This window comes from Actinomycetota bacterium, assembly GCA_035697485.1.
Classification (GTDB): Bacteria; Actinomycetota; UBA4738; order UBA4738; family HRBIN12; genus JAOUEA01.
Map to the genome: position 1 here is coordinate 1 of DASSCU010000035.1, position 18081 is coordinate 18081.

Consider the following 18081-nt stretch of genomic DNA (forward strand, 5'->3'; position numbering starts at 1 on the left):
CGGGCGCTTAGCTCAGGGGGAGAGCGCTTCCTTGACGCGGAAGAGGTCAGAGGTTCAAATCCTCTAGCGCCCACCGGTGGAGCCCGCTGCTCACAGCGGGTGTGGCACGCGTTGTCGACGTCTACCGCGAGGAGAGCACACGTGATCGACGCCGCGCGACTCCGATCCGTGCCGCTCTTCGGGGATCTCGACGAGTACGACCTCGCCCACGTGGCTCGGTGGGTCGTGGAGGTCCGGGCTGAACCCGGCGAATCGCTGATCGAGCAGGGAAGCATGCCGTACGAACTCTTCGTCATCGAAGAGGGAACGGTCGACGTGGTTCGCGACGGGGAACCCTTGGCGACGCTCGGGGTGGGAGATGTCGTCGGCGAGATCGCGCTGCTCGCGCGGCACCGTCGGATGGCCTCGGTGGTCGCCCGGACCCCGGTCCGCGCCCTCGCGCTGCACGTCGATGCACTGCAGGAACTCACCGAGGAGATGCCTGAGTTGGGCGACGAGCTTCGCGCCTTGATGGAACGGCGACGCGCCGAGAACGACCCAGGCTGAGCGCTCCCCGCGGCATTGCACCGACCTTGCGGATGTCGTGTCATCGTGAAACACTCCGGTCTTCGATGGGTGTCCGGGCTCCGGCTCGGGCTGACGGCGGCACGACGCGGGCACGTGCCGCCGTCACTTCGTTCGGGCTCGGCCCCGGTCGGCGCTCATGTTGCTATCGTGGCTGACCCGGGCGCGTAGCTCAGCGGGAGAGCGCTCGCCTCACACGCGAGAGGTCGCAGGTTCAAAACCTGCCGCGCCCACCGGATCCGACGACGCACACGAGTACAGGGTGGTCGTTGCCTGCGCCTTCGATAGGGTGAAGTGCGAACCGTTCCCGACCGCGAAAGGCTCTGCGATGGATACCGCTCTGCCCTCCGCGCCAGTCGGCGCAGCTGCCCGCGCCGATGAGTTGCGCAAGCTGTACGGCGAAGGCGATGCCGCCGTCGAAGCCCTGCGAGGCATCTCGATCGAGTTCGCGCGGGGGGCGTTCACGGCGATCATGGGGCCATCGGGCTCGGGGAAGTCGACCCTCCTGCACTGCCTGGCCGGACTCGACAGCCCGACGTCGGGCAGCGTCTGGATCGGTGACGTCGACCTCACGACGCTGAGCGAGAAGCTGCTCACCGCCCTGCGCCGGGACAAGGTCGGGTTCGTCTTCCAGGCCTTCAACCTCGTGCCGACGCTCACGGCGTCCGAGAACATCACGCTGCCGCTCGATATCGCAGGGCGCGACGTCGACGGCGCCTGGTACGACCAGGTGGTCGACACCATCGGGCTGCGCGACCGGCTCACGCATCGACCCAGCGAGCTCTCGGGCGGCCAGCAGCAGCGCGTCGCCGGTGCCCGTGCGCTCGTGAGCCGGCCGGAGATCGTGTTCGCGGACGAGCCGACCGGCAACCTCGACTCGCGCTCGGGCGCGGAGCTCCTGGGATTCTTCCGCGAGGCGGTCACGACATACGGTCAGACGACCATCATGGTCACGCATGACGCGAACGCCGCGAGCTATGCCGACCGTGTCGTGTTCCTGGCCGATGGGCACGTGGTCGACGAGATGCGGGAGCCGACCGCCGCGAGCGTCCTCGACCAGCTGAAGTCGCTGGAGTCGTAGCGCCGTGTGGCGAGCGACCTTCAAGAGCCTGCTCGCGAAGAAGCTCCGGTTGGTGCTCACGGCGGTCTCCGTCGTGCTCGGCATCGGGTTCGTCTCGGGCACCTACGTACTGACCGACACGATGAACGCGGCGTTCGAGGAGCTCTTCGCCCAGACGTCGGGTGCGTCCGACGTCGTCGTGCGCTCGGCCTCGGCCTTCGACTCCACGGCCGCGGGTCCCGGAGGCGGCAGCGGCAGCGACGACCGTGAGCCGTTGGCGGAGAGCGTGCTCGACGAGGTGGCGGCCGTGCCCGGCGTGGCGATCGCGGTCGGCGATGTGCAGGGCTACGCCCAGATGGTCGATCCGGCGACCGATGAGGTGATCGGCGGGGTGGGCCCTCCCACGATCGGCACGAACTGGAACGAGCTTGCCGATGAGATCTTGTCGCTGCGCGGAGACAGCGTGCCGCCGACCGGGCCGGACGAGGTGCTGATCGATGCCGCCACGGCCAGCAACGCAGGGTTGGAGATCGGCGATCGCATCCGCATCCTGTTCCAGGGGCCGCCGCAGGAATTCTCGATCGTGGGCATCGCGGGCTTCGGTGAGGCCGACAACCTGGGCGGCGCCACACTCGCGGTGTTCGACACCGAGACCGCCCAAGACGTGCTCCGCAAGCGAGGCGTCTTCGATGCGATCAGCGTGGTCGGCGACGAGGGCGTCGCGGCGTCGAAGCTGCGTGCCTCGGTCGCCGCGGTGCTGCCCGAGGGAGCCGAGGCCGTCACGTCGACCACCGTCGCCGACGAGGCGTCGCAGATCCTGCAAGAGGGTCTCGGATTCTTCCGCACGGCCCTGCTTGTGTTCGCGGCCGTGGCGCTCTTCGTCGGGTCGTTCATCATCTTCAACACGTTCTCGATCATCGTGGCGCAGCGCACGCGTGAGCTGGCCTTGCTCAGGGCGCTCGGGGCGTCGAGGCGACAGGTCGTGGTCTCGGTCGTGGTCGAGGCATTCGTGGTCGGGCTCGTCGCCTCCGTGGTGGGCATACTGGCGGGTATCGGCATCGCGATCGGGCTCCAGGGCCTGCTGGGCGCCTTCAACATCGACCTGCCGAGCACCGCGATCCAGCTGCTGCCACGCACGATCATCGTCTCCCTCGTGCTTGGGGTGGTCGTGACCGTGGTCGCCTCGGTGCTGCCCGCCCGCAGAGCGGGCTCGGTGGCGCCGATCCAGGCGCTGCGCGAGGCCGCCGACGCGCCGCCTCCGCGGGGCCTCGTCGGGCGCCGGCTCGCGATCGCGGTGGCCGTGACCGCTCTGGGGGCCGGCACCCTCGCCTATGGGCTCTTCGGCGCCGAGACCAACGGCGCATCCGTGGTGGGCGCGGGCGCCGCGATCACGTTCATCGGCGTCGCGATGCTCTCCCCGCTGGCCGCCAGGCCGATCGCCGGTGCCCTGGGCGCCCCGATCAAGCGGCTGTCGATCCAGGCGCGTCTCGGGCGCGAGAACGCGATGCGAAGCCCGAGACGGACCGCCTCTACGGCGACCGCCCTCATGATCGGCCTCGGCCTCGTGTCGATGGTGGCGATCCTGGCCTCGTCGCTCAAGGCGTCGTTCGACGCCGCGCTGACGGAGACGCTGAAGGCGGACTACACGCTTTCGACGAGCTCGTTCACATCGTTCAGTCCGGAGGTCGCCGCCCGAGTGGCGGCCCTGCCGGAGGTCGGCGCCGCGTCGGTCTTCCGGCAGAACGGGTTCCGGGTCGACGGGGCCACGTCGTTCGTGACCGCGGTCGACCCCACGACCGTGGAGGAGGTGGCCACCCTCGATGTCTCCGGGGGCTCGGTCGCGTCGTTGTCCGAGGCCACCGAGACCGTGCTCGTGCATCGCGAGCTCGCGCAGGACAACGGATGGGCGCTCGGTGACGATCTCCCAGCCGAGTTCGGCTCATCCGGCGACGTGCCGCTCACGATCGTCGGGATCTTCGACGAGAACCGACTGGTGGGCGACTATGTCATCTCGCTCGAGTCGTACGAGGGGCTCTACAGCGAACAGCTCGATTCCTTCGTCTTGGTGAAAGCCGCCGAGGGGGTGCCGCTCGACGAGGTCGACGCTGCGATCCAGGAGGCGGTCGCCGAGTTCCCCAACGTGCAGGTGCAGGATCAGGCCGCGTTCCGCGAACAGCAGGCGGGGTTCATCGACCAGCTGCTCGGCCTGGTCACGGCGCTGCTCGCGATGGCGATCGTGATCGCGCTCTTCGGCATCGTGAACACGCTCGGGCTCTCGATCTACGAACGGACCCACGAGCTGGGATTGCTCAGAGCGGTTGGGATGAGCCGGCGACAGGTCAAGCGCATGATCCGGTGGGAGGCGATCATCATCGCCGTCTTCGGTGCCGTACTCGGCGTCGCGATCGGCGTGCTGTTCGGGTGGGCGCTGCAGCAGGCGCTGCGGAACGAGGGCGTCACCGAGTTCGTGGTGCCGGTGGGCCAGCTCGTCGTCTACCTGATCCTCGCCGGGCTCGCGGGGGTGCTCGCGGCGATCTGGCCGGCCCGACGGGCGGCCAAGTTGAACGTGCTCGAAGCGATCTCCTACGAGTAGGGGAGGCGCGCGCGGTCGCTATCATGCCCGCATGCCGACCCTGACACTGCCTGAGGGGGTGCACGTCGAGCTCCCCGACGGGGAGCCGGTCGGGGCCGCGCTGCCGAAGGGCACGATCGCGTCACGCGTCGACGGGACGTTGCGCGACCTGTCGTACACGCCTGACGACGATGCGTACGTCGAACCGATCTCGCCACACTCCGATGACGGCCTCCACGTGCTGCGTCACTCCACCGCGCACGTGCTCGCACAGGCTGTCTGGGACCTGTATCCGGGGGCGAAGTACGCGATCGGGCCCGCCGTCGCCGACGGCTTCTACTACGACTTCGAGCTGCCCGAACCGGTGCACGCCGGCGACCTCGCGAAGATCGACCGTCGGATGCGGCAGATCGCGAAGCGGAACCAGCGCTTCGTCCGCGAGGAGGTCTCGCGCGACGAGGCCATCGAGCGCCTGCGAGATCAGCCGTTCAAGGTCGAGATCATCGAGGGCATCGGGGACGACCCCGAGACGGCGGGCGAGACCGGCGCCGGGGAGGTCGTGTCGCTCTACTCGAACGACGGATGGACCGACCTGTGCATGGGCCCGCACGTGCCGCACACGGGCATGCTCGGGGCGTTCAAGCTCACGAACGTGGCCGGCGCCTACTGGCGCGGCGACGAGAAGAACCCGCAGCTGACCCGCATCTACGGCACCGCGTGGGCGACCCAGGACGATCTCGATGCCTACCTGCACCGTCTCGAGGAGGCCGAGCGACGCGACCACCGCAAGGTGGGGGCGGACCTCGACCTGTTCTCGTTCCCCGAGGAGATCGGGTCGGGACTCGCCGTGTTCCACCCCAAGGGCGGGCTCGTGCGACGGCTGATGGAGGACTACTCGCGTCGGCGGCACGAGGAGGCCGGCTACGACTTCGTCTACACGCCACACATCACGAAGTCGATCCTGTTCGAGATCAGCGGACACCTGTCGTGGTTCGCCGACGGCATGTTCCCGCCGATGGAGCTCGACGGCGGCACGCAGTACTACCTGAAGCCCATGAACTGTCCGATGCACATCCTGATCTACAAGAGCCGAACCCGGAGCTACCGCGAGCTGCCGATGCGGCTCTTCGAGTTCGGCACGGTGTATCGCTACGAGCTCTCGGGCGTGGTCCACGGGCTCACGCGCGTCCGCGGGATGACGATGGACGACGCCCACATCTTCACCACGAAAGAGCAGGTGGGGGAGGAGCTCAGGTCGGTGCTCACGTTCGTGCTCGACCTGCTGCGTGACTACGGGCTCGACGACTTCTACATGGAACTGTCGACCCGCCCCGAGGGGAAGGCGGTCGGCACGCAGGAGGAGTGGGACGAGGCCACCGAGACGTTGCGGCAGGCCGCCGAGGCGATGGACGTGCCGCTCGTGATGGACCCGGGCGGTGGCGCCTTCTACGGGCCTAAGATCAGCGTGCAGGCCAGGGACGCGATCGGACGCACGTGGCAGATGTCGACGATCCAGGTCGACTTCCAGCTGCCGCAGCGGTTCGAGATGGAGTACTCGGGCGACGACAACGCCCGGCATCGGCCGGTCATGATCCACCGAGCGCTGTTCGGCTCGGTGGAGCGGTTCTTCGGCGTGCTGACCGAGCACTACGCGGGCGCGTTCCCGCTCTGGCTCGCACCCGAGCAGCTGCGGTTCGTCCCGGTCGCCGACCGGCACGTCGAGCACTGCGAGAAGCTCGCCGCCCGGGCCGAGGACGCCGGACTGCGAGCCGTCGTCGACGACTCCAAGGAAAGCGTCGGCAAGAAGATCCGCGCGTCACAGCTCGCCAAGACCCCGTACACGCTCGTGGTGGGTGATCAGGAGCTCGAGTCCGATGCGTACACCGTTCGCGACCGAGCCGGCACCGAGTTCACCGGCGTGACCTTCGATCGGGTCGTCGATGCGCTCGTCGCGGAAGACTCGAGCCGCGCGCTCGAACAGACCGATTTCGGATCGCCCTGAGGGAGTGATCGTGGATCACCTGTGGAGCCCATGGCGCATGCAGTACATCGCCACGGCCCGCGAGGAGCTCGAGGAAGACGGCGGTTGCGTCTTCTGCGCCGTGCCGGCGCGAGAGCCCGAGCGCGTCCTGGCGCGGAGCGACCTAGCCTATGTGGTGCTGAACAAGTTCCCGTACAACCCGGGGCACATGCTGATCGTGCCCATGCGCCATACCGGTGACGTCGAGGACCTCACCCCGGACGAGAACGCCGAGCTGCAGGTGCTGCTGCAGCGGTCGATCCGAGCGCTGCGCGAGGAATCGGAACCGCATGGGTTCAACGTGGGGATGAATCTCGGGTCGACCTCAGGGGCGGGCATCCCCGATCATCTGCACTGGCACCTCGTGCCCCGGTGGAACGGCGACACGAACTTCATGCCGGTCGTCGGGGAGGTCCGGGTGCTGCCCGAGCTGCTCGCCGACACCGCTCGCCGCCTCGGCCCGAGGTTCGCCGATGCGTGAAGGCGAGGATGGCTTCGCCGACCTGCCCCACGGTGGACGGCTCCACTACGAGATCGCCGGCGACCCGGCGAGCCCCGCCGTCACCCTGCTGCATCCGGGATTGTGGGACGCGCGGACGTGGGACCCGCACTTCGAACGGTGGGCCGAGCGGCTCCGCGTGATGCGCTACGACCAGCGAGGGTACGGGGGATCGTCGAGGCCAGACGGCTCCCCCTACTCCCACGTTCGCGACCTCGTGGCGCTCCTCGACCATCTGGGCATCGAGCGCACGGCGCTGGTGGGCTGCTCGATGGGCGGGGGGCTCGCGATCGACGCCACGTTGACGGTGCCCGAGCGTGTCTGGGCCCTCGTGCCGATCGCTCCCGGGCTCGGCGGGTTCGAGGACAACGAGGAGGAAGAAGCCTGGTGGGACGAGCTGGCTCCCCCGATCGACGCGGCGATCGAGGCGGGCGAGTACGAGCGCGCGCAGGACTTGTTGCTGGAGATCTGGGCGCCGTTGGGGGTCGACGACCCGGCGGGAGCACGCATCAAGCAGATCGCCCGAGACAACATCCACGAGATGACGATGGACGAGTCAGCCGAAGAGTCACTCGATCCGCCCGCTGCGCTGCGACTCGCCGAGATCGACGTGCCGACCCTGGTCGTCGACGCGTCGAAGGACCCGCCGGACATGCGGCGCGCATCGCAACTCATCGCGCGCGAGGTGCTGGACGGAAGGCTCGTGACGATCGAGGCCGACCACGTGGTGAACCTTCGCGCCCCGGGTGCGTTCGACGATGCGGTGCTGCCGTTCCTGGAAGCGCACGCGCCGGAGTGAGCAGCCCGACCTGGCTCGTGTCGAACGTGCTCGTCGCGTGCTGAGCTACTTCTTCTCGGCCTTCGCCGCCTGGTACTCGTCGATCACCTTCTGCGCGAGGTGTTGCGGCATCTCTTCGTAGTGGGAGAACGTCGCCGTGTAGGCACCTCTCCCGCCGGTCATCGATCGCAGGTCGATCACGTAGCGCGCCACCTCGGCCTGAGGCACCTGTGCGTTGATGCGCGACTTCCCGCCGCCGACCTGGTCCATGCCGGCGATCTTGCCGCGCTTGGAGTTCAGGTCACCCATGATGTCGCCCGTGTAGGACTCCGGCACGACCACCTCGAGGTCGACGATCGGCTCGAGGAGCGCGACGCCCGCCTGCTCGACCGCGTCCTTCAACGCCATCGAGCCCGCGATCTGGAACGCCATGTCGCTCGAGTCCACCGGGTGGAACTTCCCGTCGACGAGCGTGACCTTCAGGTCGACCATGGGGTTCCCGCTGATCACGCCATCGGCCATCGTCCTGACGATGCCTTTCTCGATCGACGGGATGAACTGTTGCGGGATCGCGCCGCCGAAGATCTTGTCCTCGTACACGAACCCCTCGCCGTGGCCGAGCGGCTCGATCTCGATGTTGCAGACGGCGTACTGACCGTGACCGCCCGTCTGCTTCACGTGGCGGCCGAGGCCCTTCGCGCTGCCCCGGATCGTCTCGCGGTACGCGATCTTCGCGGGGGCCGTCGTCACCTCGACGCCGAACTTGCGCTTGAGGCGTTCGATCATCACCTCGAGATGGGCCTCGCCCATGCCGTGCATCACGGTCTCGTGCGTCTCCTCGTTCCGGGAGACACGAAGGGTCGGGTCCTCCTCACGCAATCGCGCGAGACCGGTCGCAAGCTTGTTCTCGTCGCCCTTCGTCTTCGGAGCGATCGCGTACGCGAGCAGCGGCTCGGGCAGGTCGAGAGCCGGTACGTGCACCGGCGCATCCTTCGGGGCGAACGTGTCGCCGGTGTGGGCCTGTTGCAGCTTCGCCACGGCGCCGATGTCGCCGGCCGTGACCTCCGGGACGGAGTCGTGCTCCTTCCCGACGAGGGTGAAGAGCTGGCCGATGCGCTCGTCGATGCCCTGGGTCGCGTTGTGGAGGGTGGAGTCGGGGCGCACGGCACCGCTGAAGACACGGAACATCGTGATGTGGCCGACGAACGGGTCCGACAGGGTCTTGAACACGAACGCGGTGAGGGGGCCGGACACGTCGGTCGGCCGTTCCGACTCCGCGCCGTCCTTCGCGAACACCGTGACGGGGGCGCGATCGAGCGGCGACGGGAACTCCTCGACGATGAAGTCCAGCAACCGGTCGATGCCGATCGCCTTGGCCGCGGACCCTACGATCACGGGCGCGAGGCGCGCGTTCGCGAACCCCAGTTTGGCGCCCGACACGATGTGCTCCTCGGGCAGCGTGCCCTCCTCGAGGTACTCCTCGATCAAGGCGTCGTCGGACTCGGCGACAGCCTCGATCAACTTCTCCCGGGCCGGGTCGGCCATCGCATGGATCTCGTCGGGCCACTCCGACTCCTCGGCCTTGGGGCCCGACGGGTAGACGTCGGCCTTTTCGTGGAGCAGGTCGGCGACCCCTTCGAACTCGTGCTCGGCGCCGATCGGCAGTTCGAACGGCGCGACCTGGTTCCCGAACGCGGCGACGAGCTGATCCAAGGTGGACTGGAAGTCGGATCGCTCCCGATCGAGCTTGTTCACGAAGATCGCGCGAGGCAGCCCAGCCTCGACCGCGAGCTCCCACGCGACCTCGGTCTGCACCTCGACGCCGTCGACCGCGGAGACGACGACGATCACGGCGTCGGCGGCCCGGATCGCGGAGCGCACGTCGCCGATGAAGTCGGCGTACCCGGGGGCATCGAGCATGTTGATCTTGACGCCGTTCCACTCGATCGGTGCCATCGAGAGCGAGACCGAGATGCCCTTGCGCTGCTCGTCGGGGTCGTGGTCGCTGACGGTGTTGCCGTCCTCGACGACGCCCATGCGCGTGATCGCGCCGGCCGCGAACAGCATGGCCTCGAGCAGGGTGGTCTTTCCCGACCCCCCGTGGCCGACCAGCAGGACGTTGCGGATATCCTTCGCGTCGTAGGTCTTCAACGCGCGCTCCTTCAGCTTCGGCGGGTCATCAGGTGGGCGAGGTCTGGGCATCCTACCCAAGTGGCGAGTTGCTACGCTCGCCCGGTCCTCGCCCATGGTGCGATTCGAACGACAACCGCCGGGCACCGCGATCACCCGCACGACCCTGTCGGTGGGCGCGCTGCTCGCCGCCCTGGCGGCATGGCTCGTGGTCGCCCGGGAACCGGAGCTGGCCGCCGTCGCGGCGCTCGGGTCGGGGGCCCTGCTCCTGCTCGGTGGTCACCGAGCGAACCACGGAGCGGGCGGGCCCACCGACCGCATGCTCGACGAACTGCTCGACCGCGTCTGGGACGGTGCGGTGCTCGGCTCGATGGCGTGGGTCGCGAGGACCGAAGACCCGAGCCTGGCGATCGCGACCCTCGCGGCGCTCTGCCTGAGCGGGCTCTCGGCGTACGTGCGCGCTCGAGGCGCATCGCTCTCCTACAGCCTGGAGGAGAGCCATCTCACGAGGGGGTTGCACTACGCCCTCGTCGTCGTGGGCCTCGGCTTCGACCTGACCTGGGTGATCTGGGTGGCCGTGAGCGTGTCCGCGCTCGCCGTGGTAGTGCGCACGTCGCAGGTCGCCCGCGAGGAGCGCGGATGACGTCGGGCGACGAGACCTGGCGAGAGACGATCGCGTTCCTCGTCTACGGCTCCGTGGCCTGGCTCGCGCGGGTGCTACCGAAAGACGTCGGACGACGGCTGTTCCGCCTCGGGGGCAAGCTCGCGTTCGAGCTCGCCCCCGGGACCCGGGCCGTGGTGGCGCGCAACCAGGCGCAGGTGCTCGGTCGCGCACCGTCCGATCCCATCGTTCGTGCCGCGACGCGGGAGGCGTTCGACGCGTACGCGCGGTACTGGTTCGACTCGTTCCGGTTCGCCGTGATGCCGCCCGATGAGGTGGCCTCGCGGTTCGAGTCCGTCGACGCCGACCATCTGTGGCATGCGCTCGATGAGGGAAAGGGCGCGATCGTGGCGCTTCCCCACGTCGGTAACTGGGACGCCGCGGGTCCGTGGCTGCGCTCGCTCGACCGGCCGATCGTCGCGGTGGCCGAGCAGCTGCGGCCACCTCGCCTGTACGAGCTGTTCGTCGCGAATCGAGCAGCGTTCGGTGTCGAGGTGGTCGGCTTGGGAGACGAGGGCATCGCCAGGACCCTCGCCGGCAAGCTCGCCGACGGCTACATCGTCGCGCTCGTCGCCGACCGCGACCTGACCGGCCGTGGCGTGGTGGTGACGATGTTCGGCAGGAAGCGTCGCCTGCCGGCAGGACCCGCGCTGCTGTCGATCACCACCGGGGCGCCACTGATCGTCACCCCCGTCTTTCAGACCCAGCGAGGGTGGCGATGCGTGATGACGCCGCCGCTCACGGTCGACGCGACGGGCGACCGCCGTGCCGACGTCACCGCCCTCACTCAGCGCATGGCCGAGGCGTTCGAGCGCGCGATCGCCTCGGCGCCGACCGACTGGCACATGTTCCAGCCGGCCTGGGAGGACTGACCTCATGCGCGTGGCACTCGTGTGCGCTTACGACCTCGACGCGCCCGGCGGCGTGCAGGTACACGTCGGCGAGTTGGCCGACCAGCTGCGGACACGAGGACACGAGGTGGCGGTCCTCGGACCCGGGCGGGGAGGCCTGGGGAAGCCGATCCGCGTGTCGTATCGAGGCACGGTGGCGCCGATCGCCCCGTGGCCCGCGGGCGTGGAGCTGGCCCGCCGGACCTTCGAGGGGTTCGCTCCCGACGTGGTGCACGTGCACGAGCCCTTCACGCCGAGCGCCTCGATGTGGGCGACGATGGCCGCGACCGTGCCGGTCGTGGCGACGTTCCACGCGTGGCTCGATCGCTCTCGCATCTACGAGGTGGCCGGACCGCTGCTCCGGCGTGTGGGGCGCCGGCTGGCCGCGACGATCGCCGTCTCGGACGCTGCCGCGGACTTCGTCCGTCGAGCGATGCCTGATCTCGAACCGGTGGTGATCCCGAACGGGGTGGCGGTGGCGCGATTCGCGGACGCGACACCGCGTGTGTGGCCGTTCGGAGCCCGCATCGTGTGGGCGCATCGGCTCGACCGCCAGAAGGGGTTCCCGGTGTTGGTCGAGGCGTTCACCCTGCTCGCCGAGGACCGGTCCGACCTGCTCCTGACCGTCGTCGGCGACGGGGCGGACCGCGCAGCGGTGGAGCGCTTGTCGCCGTCGACGCGGTCCCGGGTAGCGATGCTCGGCCGGCTCGACCATGGCGACGTGCCCTCGGTCCTCGCCGAGGCCCGGGTGGCTGTCGCCGCAGCCACCGGTCAGGAGAGCTTCGGCTACTCCGTCGTGGAGGCCATGGCCGCCGGGGTCCCGGTCGTCGCCACCGACATCGAGGGCTATCGACAGGTCGCGACCGATGACCTCGACGCACTGCTCGTGGCGCCAGGCGACGCCGGTGCCCTCGCATCGGCCATCGGCCGGGTCATCGACGACGAGGACCTCGCGCGGCGGCTCGCGGCGGCGGGTCGCGAGAGGGCGGCCACCTTCGACTGGGGCGTCGTGGTCGATCGCATCGAGGACGTCTATCGGTCGGCCCTCGACGGACCGTCGCTACGATAGGGCTCCATGTCACCGGTCATCTGGGTCGTGCTCGGGCTCGGCGTCGTCGCCCTGCTGGCGCTCGTCTGGCTCTACAACCGACTGGTGCGCCTGCGCACCCGCGCCGACGATGGATGGGCGACGATCGACGTGCAGCTGCGACGCCGGTACGACCTGATCCCGAACCTGGTCGAGACGGTGCAAGGGTACGCGACCCATGAGCGCGAGCTCTTCGAGCGCGTCACCGAGGCGAGGACCCGGGCGATCGCGGCCGCCGGCGTGCCCGATCAGGTCACCGCTGAGAACGCCGTGACCGCCGGCCTCGGGCGGCTGATGGCGGTCGTCGAGGCGTACCCGGAGCTCAAGGCCGATCAGCACTTCCTCGCCCTGCAGGAGGAGCTCGTCGGCACCGAGTCGAAGATCGCCTACGCGCGTCAGTTCTACAACGACCAGGTCCGGCGCCTCAACACCGCGATCGACACGTTCCCGTCGAACCTCGTCGCGAACGCGTTCGGCTTCCGGGAGCGGGCGTTCTTCGACATCGACGACCCCGTGAGCGAGCCCGTGCACGTCGACCTCGGGCGGGACGAGTAGATGCACGAGCAGATCGCGGCGAACAAACGGAAGTCGGTGCTGCTCGTGGTCGGCGCGTTCGTCTTCTTCGGCCTCGTCGGCATGGCGCTGGGCTATGTCTTCGGCACCGGCGTGACCGGCCTCGTGGTCGCGCTGGTGATCGCGACCGTGCTCTCGGTCAGCTCCTACCTCTACGGCGACCGGTTGGTGCTCGCGTCGTCACGGGCGCGGGAGGTGACCGCGCAGGACGAGCCGCGCCTGCACAACCTCGTCGAGGGGCTCGCGATCGCAGCGGGCATCCCGAAGCCGCGGATCTACGTGGTGCCCGAGCAGGCCCCCAACGCGTTCGCGACCGGGCGCGACCCTGAGCACGCCTCGATCGCGGTCACCCAGGGCCTGCTCGCCACGATGAACCGCGTGGAGCTCGAGGGCGTGATCGGCCATGAGCTCGCCCACGTGCTCGACCGAGACATGCTGCTCGGCACGATCGTCGCCACGCTCGTGGGCGCGGTCGTGCTGATGTCGGAGTTCCTGATGCGCTCGTGGTTGTGGGGCGGCATCGGCGGGCGTCGTGGCAACGACAGCAACGGAGGTCCGGCCACGCTGATCCTCTTCGGCATCGGGTTCGCGCTGATGGTGATCGCGCCGCTCGCGGGGGAGATCATCAAGCGCGCCGTGTCGCGCAATCGGGAATTCCTGGCCGACGCGCAGGGCGCGATGCTGACCCGCTATCCCCCGGGACTGGCGGCGGCCTTGCGCAAGATCGCCGCGTCCCCGACGGCGATGCACTCGGCGAACAACGCCACCGCGCATCTGTGGCTCTCCCAGCCCTCCCGCATCGAAGGTGAGAAGCTCGGGCCGTTGGAGCGGATCTTCGCGACGCACCCTCCGATCGCCGAGCGGATCCAGCGTCTGGAGGAGATGTGACGTTCGTGTCGAACTGCTCCTAGGTGTTTGGAACACCTCGATCCCGGGTCTAGCATCGCTGTGCCGATCCCCGTCGGGGGTCGATCCCACTCGCTCATCATTCCGACACGATCCGTCCCAGGAGGTCCCCTCACCGTGGCTCTCACCTCACGCGGCAAGGCACTCGTCGCCGGCGGCGCGGTCGTCGCCGTGCTCGGCGGCGGCATGGCGGCGCTGGCGCTGTCAGGGAATGCCCCTGCGCCGATCCAGAAGGCGCTGAGCGACATCGGTGTCGCTCCCGAGCCGATCGAGCCCTGCCCGCTCACCGGCGAGATGCTTCCCGGCGACAAGCAACCGCCGAACCGTCCGGTGCTCGCGGTGAAGGTCGAGAACACCCCCGACGCACAGCCGCTCGCCGGCTTGCAGGGCGCCGACATCGTCTACGAGGAGGTCGTCGAGGGGGGCATCACGCGCTTCGTCGTGCTGTTCAACTGCGACGAGGCCAACCGGGTCGGTCCGGTACGCAGCATCCGCACGACCGATCCCGAGATCCTCGCGCCGTTCAGCGAACACCCGCTGCTCGCGTTCAGCGGCGGGTCGAAGGGCGTCCGCGCGGTCGTCGAGGACGCCGGCATGACGGCGATGGACGAGGACAGCGCCGCCAAGGCGTTCACCCGTGACGACGCGCGCATCGTGCCGCACAACCTGTTCACGTCGACGAAGCCGCTGTGGGCCAAGGGGAAGTCGCTCGCGAAGGGTGAGCCGGCCCCCGCCTCGCCGTTCGTCTACACCGACGACGTGCCCACGCCGAGCAAGAAGGCGCGGCGCGCAACCGTCGTGTTCTCCGGTCTCGCGACCGCCGAGTGGCGCTGGTCCAAGGGACAGTGGGTCCGCTACCTCGACGGGTCGCCCATGACGCTCGAGAGCGGCGATCCGATCACCGCCGACAACGTGGTGATCCAGGTCGTGAAGACGACCGAGAGCGAGTTCCACGACGTCGCCGGCTACCCGTCGCCCGAGGTGCACACGGTCGGCAAGGGGAAGGCGTGGGTCCTGCGCGACGGCAAGCTGGTCGTCGGGAAGTGGGAGCGTTCCGACGAGGGCGAGTTCACCACGTTCCTCACAAAGTCGGGCGAGGAGATCACGCTCAAGCCGGGCACTACGTTCGTCGAGCTCGCCCCCGTCGGCATGTTCGACGCTGAGATCTCCTTCGGCTGAACGAAGCGGTCCCCGCGTCACACACCGGGGAGCAGCGCCCGGTACAGGGCGTGCGCATCCGCCAACGTCGTCGGTGGGATCTCGCGGCGAACCCGCTGCTCGACCTCCGCCTTGAGAACGTCACGAGACGATGAGGGACGTGGGATCACGGCCTCGAGCCGCTCCCCGGAGCCCTCGCGCGCCCGGTAATCCGCCTCGATCTCACCCTCGATGCGCGCCACGTGCTCCGGGGTGTGCTCGAACGGGACGAACGTGGTGCCGAACCGGGCGTTGAGCCGCTCGATCGCGGTGCCGAACGACCCCACGACCTCGTCGAACGTCGCGGTCACGAACCCGCTCCGCAGCGCGAGGAGCGGTCCGTAGAAGCGGAGGTATCCGCGCATCGAGGTCCGGGCGCCGAGATCGGGGCTGCGGATCAGGTGGGAGACGATCGCGTCGACCGCGGGCCGCACGAGCACCATCGTCGGGAGCCCACGACGCACCCCTTCCATCACCTGCGCGGGCATGTGCGTGTGGTGCGCGATGTTCGTCGGGTTCGGCTCCTGGGCCAGACGGAACGCCGCCACCGCGAACGACGACGCGCATCGCGGGAAGGCCTCGATCACGACCCGGGTGTCGTCGTCGATCAGCTCGCCGCGAGCACGGATCCGCTGCATCGGCAGGGCGATCACGGGGAACCGGGCGAGCGATGTCTTCGCGTCGTAGAGCGCGTCGGCGGCGACGTGGCGGAGCACGGGCCGACCCTAGCAGGGGCCGCCTGCAGCTCCGTCGGCGAGGTCTGAGGCTTCAGGTTGCGCGTTCGCCTCCGGTACACTCGGATGGTCGGTCCTGGTTCCCGCAGGGCCCCGATCAGGAGGCGATATCCGTGCAGCGCGAGACCGGCACCTTCACCGTGAAGTCCGGCCTGGCCGAGATGCTCAAGGGCGGCGTGATCATGGACGTCACGACCGCCGAGCAGGCGAAGATCGCCGAGGACGCCGGTGCGTGCGCCGTGATGGCCCTGGAGCGTGTGCCGGCCGATATCCGTCGCGACGGCGGCGTCGCGCGGATGGCCGATGCCACCAAGGTCGAGGAGATCCAGCAGGCCGTCACGATCCCCGTCATGGCGAAGGCGCGCATCGGACACTTCGTCGAGGCCCAGATCCTGCAGTCGCTCGGTGTCGACTACATCGACGAGTCCGAGGTGCTCACCCCGGCCGACGAGGAATTCCACATCGACAAGTGGGCGTTCACGGTTCCCTTCGTCTGTGGTGCGAGGAACCTCGGAGAGGCCTTGCGCCGCATCGCCGAGGGCGCCGCGATGATCCGTACCAAGGGGGAGGCGGGCACGGGCAACGTCGTGGAAGCCGTGCGGCACGAGCGCGCGATCCTGCGCGAGATCGCCGAGGTCACGACGCTGCGCCCGGAGCAGTACGTGACGAAGGCGAAGGAGCTCGGGGCGCCCGTCGAGCTCGTGCGCACGGTGGCCGAGCAGGGCCGCTTGCCGGTCGTGAACTTCTCAGCCGGGGGCATCGCGACCCCCGCCGACGCGGCGCTGATGATGCAGCTCGGCGTCGACGGTGTCTTCGTGGGATCCGGCATCTTCAAGAGCGAGGAGCCGGCCACGATGGCCAGGGCGATCGTCGAGGCGACGACGAACTTCGAGAACGCCGACGTGCTCGCGAAGCTCTCGCACGGGCTCGGCGACCCGATGGCCGGGCTCGAGATCGGATCGCTCGAGACACGCATGCAAGAGCGCGGCTGGTAGGTCGCGCCGAGCGGTGTGTCCGACGTGAAGGCCGGCGTCCTCGCGCTGCAGGGAGACTTCCGGGAGCACGGCCGCATGCTCGCCGCCGCCGGGGCCACGCCGGTCGAGGTACGCGATGCCGACGAGCTCGCGGGCGTCGACTGCCTCGTGATCCCGGGGGGCGAGTCGACCACGATCGGCAAGCTCGCCAGGGCCTACGATCTCGTCGAGCCCGTACGGGCGCGAGTCGCCGCCGGGATGCCGGTGTTCGGAACATGCGCCGGCATGATCGTGCTCGCCGAGCGGGTGCTGCGTGGCGCCCCGTTGTTCGCCGTGATGGACATCGGCGTCGAGCGCAACGCCTACGGGCGCCAGGTCGAGTCGTTCGAGGCCGACGTGGTGGTCGCGGGCATCGAGCATCCCGTACGAGGCGTGTTCATCCGTGCGCCGCGCATCACTGACGTGGGCACGGGCGTTCGGGTGCTCGCCGAGTACGAGGGGGCACCGGTCGTGCTCGAACAGGGCAACCTGCTCGTATCATCGTTCCATCCGGAGCTGATCGGCGAGACGCGACTCCACCGCTACCTGCTCGAGAAGCTCTGAGCCTCGGGAGGGAACGAGATGTCCGGCCATTCGAAGTGGGCCACGATCAAGCGGAAGAAGGCCGCGAACGACGCGAAGCGGTCGAACCAGTACGCGAAGCTGCTGCGCGCGGTCGAGGTCGCGGCGCGCGAGGGCGGCAGCGGCGACGTCGCGGCGAACATGACGCTCGCGTCGGCGGTCGAGAAGGCCAAGAGCTTCTCGGTGCCGACCGAGAATATCGAGCGCGCGATCAAGCGGGGCACCGGGGCCGACGACTCCGGCGCTCGTTACGACGAGATCAGCTACGAGGGGTACGCCGCCGGCGGCATCGCGCTCTATGTGGAGGCGCTCACCGACAACCGCAACCGTACGGCCCAGGAGGTCCGCCATGCGTTCACCCGTCACGGTGGGAACCTGGGGGAGACGGGCTCGACCGCGTGGATGTTCACTCGCAGGGGCGTCGTGGTGGTCGAGAAGGACCGGGCGCCCGACGAGGAGCGGCTCCTCGAGCTCGCCCTGGAAGGCGGCGCCGAGGATCTGCGCGACTCCGAGAGCTCGTGGGACATCATCAGCGATCCGGTCGCGTTCAAGGACGTCCGCGACTCGTTGGAAGCCGCCGGCGTCGAGGTGTTCTCAGCCGAGATCTCGATGGTGCCGCAGTCCACGATCCCCGTCGACGGCGGGGAGGCGAAGCAGGTGCTGAACCTGATCGAGGCGCTCGAAGAACTCGACGACGTGCAGAACGTTTACGCGAACTTCGACATCCCCGAAGAGGTCATGGCTTCGCTCTGAGGCTCAGTCCGCGCACCAGGTGGTGGCATCCCCCGGCCTCGCTGCAGCTCGGGATCCCCATC

17 protein-coding genes and 2 tRNA genes are annotated in these 18081 nt (G+C 69.0%); 17 read left to right on the top strand and 2 right to left on the bottom strand.

Annotated elements, in window-relative coordinates:
- Window position 1 precedes the first annotated feature (1 nt).
- The 8 genes from VFI59_10355 (at window position 2) to VFI59_10390 (ending at window position 7514) form a co-directional block, all read left to right on the top strand.
- A tRNA-Val gene (locus VFI59_10355) sits at window positions 2–73 on the top strand.
- A 68-nt stretch (window positions 74–141) separates the two neighbouring features.
- Window positions 142–546, top strand: a complete 405-nt coding sequence (locus VFI59_10360; protein HET6714099.1) for a cyclic nucleotide-binding domain-containing protein — start codon at window positions 142–144, stop codon at window positions 544–546.
- A 179-nt stretch (window positions 547–725) separates the two neighbouring features.
- A tRNA-Val gene (locus VFI59_10365) sits at window positions 726–797 on the top strand.
- A gap of 95 nt (window positions 798–892) precedes the next feature.
- On the top strand, window positions 893–1645 hold the full coding sequence (locus VFI59_10370) for an ABC transporter ATP-binding protein (protein HET6714100.1): 753 nt from the start codon (window positions 893–895) through the stop codon (window positions 1643–1645).
- A gap of 4 nt (window positions 1646–1649) precedes the next feature.
- Window positions 1650–4217 carry an FtsX-like permease family protein gene (locus VFI59_10375; GenBank protein ID HET6714101.1) on the top strand — a complete coding sequence of 856 codons (2568 nt, stop codon included), beginning with the start codon at window positions 1650–1652 and terminating at the stop codon, window positions 4215–4217.
- Between the two features lie 31 nt (window positions 4218–4248).
- Complete coding sequence (gene thrS, locus VFI59_10380) at window positions 4249–6198, top strand: threonine--tRNA ligase (protein ID HET6714102.1); 1950 nt, start codon at window positions 4249–4251, stop codon at window positions 6196–6198.
- 10 nt (window positions 6199–6208) lie between these two features.
- Window positions 6209–6697: an HIT domain-containing protein gene (locus tag VFI59_10385; protein HET6714103.1), complete on the top strand. Its 489-nt coding sequence runs from the start codon at window positions 6209–6211 to the stop codon at window positions 6695–6697.
- Entirely contained in the window at window positions 6690–7514 is an 825-nt protein-coding gene (locus VFI59_10390; protein ID HET6714104.1) for an alpha/beta fold hydrolase, read from the top strand. The genes VFI59_10385 and VFI59_10390 overlap by 8 nt, the downstream gene beginning before the upstream one ends.
- A 45-nt stretch (window positions 7515–7559) precedes the next feature.
- On the opposite strand, the gene fusA is transcribed toward VFI59_10390, so the two are convergent.
- Entirely contained in the window at window positions 7560–9644 is a 2085-nt protein-coding gene (gene fusA / locus VFI59_10395; GenBank protein HET6714105.1) for an elongation factor G, read from the bottom strand.
- Between the two features lie 97 nt (window positions 9645–9741).
- Here fusA and VFI59_10400 point away from each other — a divergent pair, with 97 nt between their 5' ends.
- The 6 genes from VFI59_10400 to VFI59_10425 all read left to right on the top strand — a co-directional run bounded on the left by VFI59_10400 (window position 9742) and on the right by VFI59_10425 (window position 14919).
- A complete protein-coding gene (locus VFI59_10400) occupies window positions 9742–10266 on the top strand; it encodes a hypothetical protein (GenBank protein HET6714106.1) in 525 nt (174 codons plus the stop codon).
- Entirely contained in the window at window positions 10263–11156 is an 894-nt protein-coding gene (locus VFI59_10405) for a phosphatidylinositol mannoside acyltransferase (protein ID HET6714107.1), read from the top strand. The genes VFI59_10400 and VFI59_10405 overlap by 4 nt, the downstream gene beginning before the upstream one ends.
- A gap of 4 nt (window positions 11157–11160) precedes the next feature.
- On the top strand, window positions 11161–12243 hold the full coding sequence (locus VFI59_10410) for a glycosyltransferase family 4 protein (protein ID HET6714108.1): 1083 nt from the start codon (window positions 11161–11163) through the stop codon (window positions 12241–12243).
- 6 nt (window positions 12244–12249) lie between these two features.
- The gene (locus VFI59_10415; protein HET6714109.1) at window positions 12250–12816 is read left to right on the top strand and encodes a LemA family protein; all 567 of its coding nucleotides are present in this window, start codon (window positions 12250–12252) and stop codon (window positions 12814–12816) included.
- Window positions 12817–13722, top strand: a complete 906-nt coding sequence (locus tag VFI59_10420; protein ID HET6714110.1) for a M48 family metalloprotease — start codon at window positions 12817–12819, stop codon at window positions 13720–13722. It abuts the gene before it with no gap.
- 135 nt (window positions 13723–13857) lie between these two features.
- Window positions 13858–14919 carry a DUF3048 domain-containing protein gene (locus tag VFI59_10425; GenBank protein HET6714111.1) on the top strand — a complete coding sequence of 354 codons (1062 nt, stop codon included), beginning with the start codon at window positions 13858–13860 and terminating at the stop codon, window positions 14917–14919.
- 17 nt (window positions 14920–14936) lie between these two features.
- Here VFI59_10425 and VFI59_10430 read toward each other — a convergent pair whose 3' ends face one another.
- Window positions 14937–15653: a hypothetical protein gene (locus VFI59_10430; protein ID HET6714112.1), complete on the bottom strand. Its 717-nt coding sequence runs from the start codon at window positions 15651–15653 to the stop codon at window positions 14937–14939.
- A 131-nt stretch (window positions 15654–15784) separates the two neighbouring features.
- Here VFI59_10430 and pdxS point away from each other — a divergent pair, with 131 nt between their 5' ends.
- Genes pdxS through VFI59_10445 form a run of 3 tightly spaced genes read left to right on the top strand, consistent with a single transcriptional unit; the run spans window position 15785 to window position 18019 of the window.
- Window positions 15785–16666, top strand: a complete 882-nt coding sequence (gene pdxS / locus VFI59_10435; protein ID HET6714113.1) for a pyridoxal 5'-phosphate synthase lyase subunit PdxS — start codon at window positions 15785–15787, stop codon at window positions 16664–16666.
- Between the two features lie 15 nt (window positions 16667–16681).
- Window positions 16682–17248 (top strand): pyridoxal 5'-phosphate synthase glutaminase subunit PdxT, encoded by a 567-nt coding sequence (gene pdxT / locus VFI59_10440; protein HET6714114.1) that lies wholly within the window; start codon window positions 16682–16684, stop codon window positions 17246–17248.
- 18 nt (window positions 17249–17266) lie between these two features.
- Window positions 17267–18019, top strand: a complete 753-nt coding sequence (locus VFI59_10445; GenBank protein ID HET6714115.1) for a YebC/PmpR family DNA-binding transcriptional regulator — start codon at window positions 17267–17269, stop codon at window positions 18017–18019.
- Window positions 18020–18081: the final 62 nt, after the last annotated feature.

What these genes read in the sequence shown, in the direction of transcription:
- VFI59_10370 (HET6714100.1), top strand. Translation starts at nt 893, where the DNA reads ATGGATACCGCTCTGCCCTCCGCGCCAGTCGGCGCAGCTGCCCGCGCC.
- thrS (HET6714102.1), top strand. Translation starts at nt 4,249, where the DNA reads ATGCCGACCCTGACACTGCCTGAGGGGGTGCACGTCGAGCTCCCCGAC.
- VFI59_10390 (HET6714104.1), top strand. Translation starts at nt 6,690, where the DNA reads ATGCGTGAAGGCGAGGATGGCTTCGCCGACCTGCCCCACGGTGGACGG.
- VFI59_10405 (HET6714107.1), top strand. Translation starts at nt 10,263, where the DNA reads ATGACGTCGGGCGACGAGACCTGGCGAGAGACGATCGCGTTCCTCGTC.
- VFI59_10410 (HET6714108.1), top strand. Translation starts at nt 11,161, where the DNA reads ATGCGCGTGGCACTCGTGTGCGCTTACGACCTCGACGCGCCCGGCGGC.
- VFI59_10415 (HET6714109.1), top strand. Translation starts at nt 12,250, where the DNA reads ATGTCACCGGTCATCTGGGTCGTGCTCGGGCTCGGCGTCGTCGCCCTG.
- VFI59_10420 (HET6714110.1), top strand. Translation starts at nt 12,817, where the DNA reads ATGCACGAGCAGATCGCGGCGAACAAACGGAAGTCGGTGCTGCTCGTG.
- VFI59_10445 (HET6714115.1), top strand. Translation starts at nt 17,267, where the DNA reads ATGTCCGGCCATTCGAAGTGGGCCACGATCAAGCGGAAGAAGGCCGCG.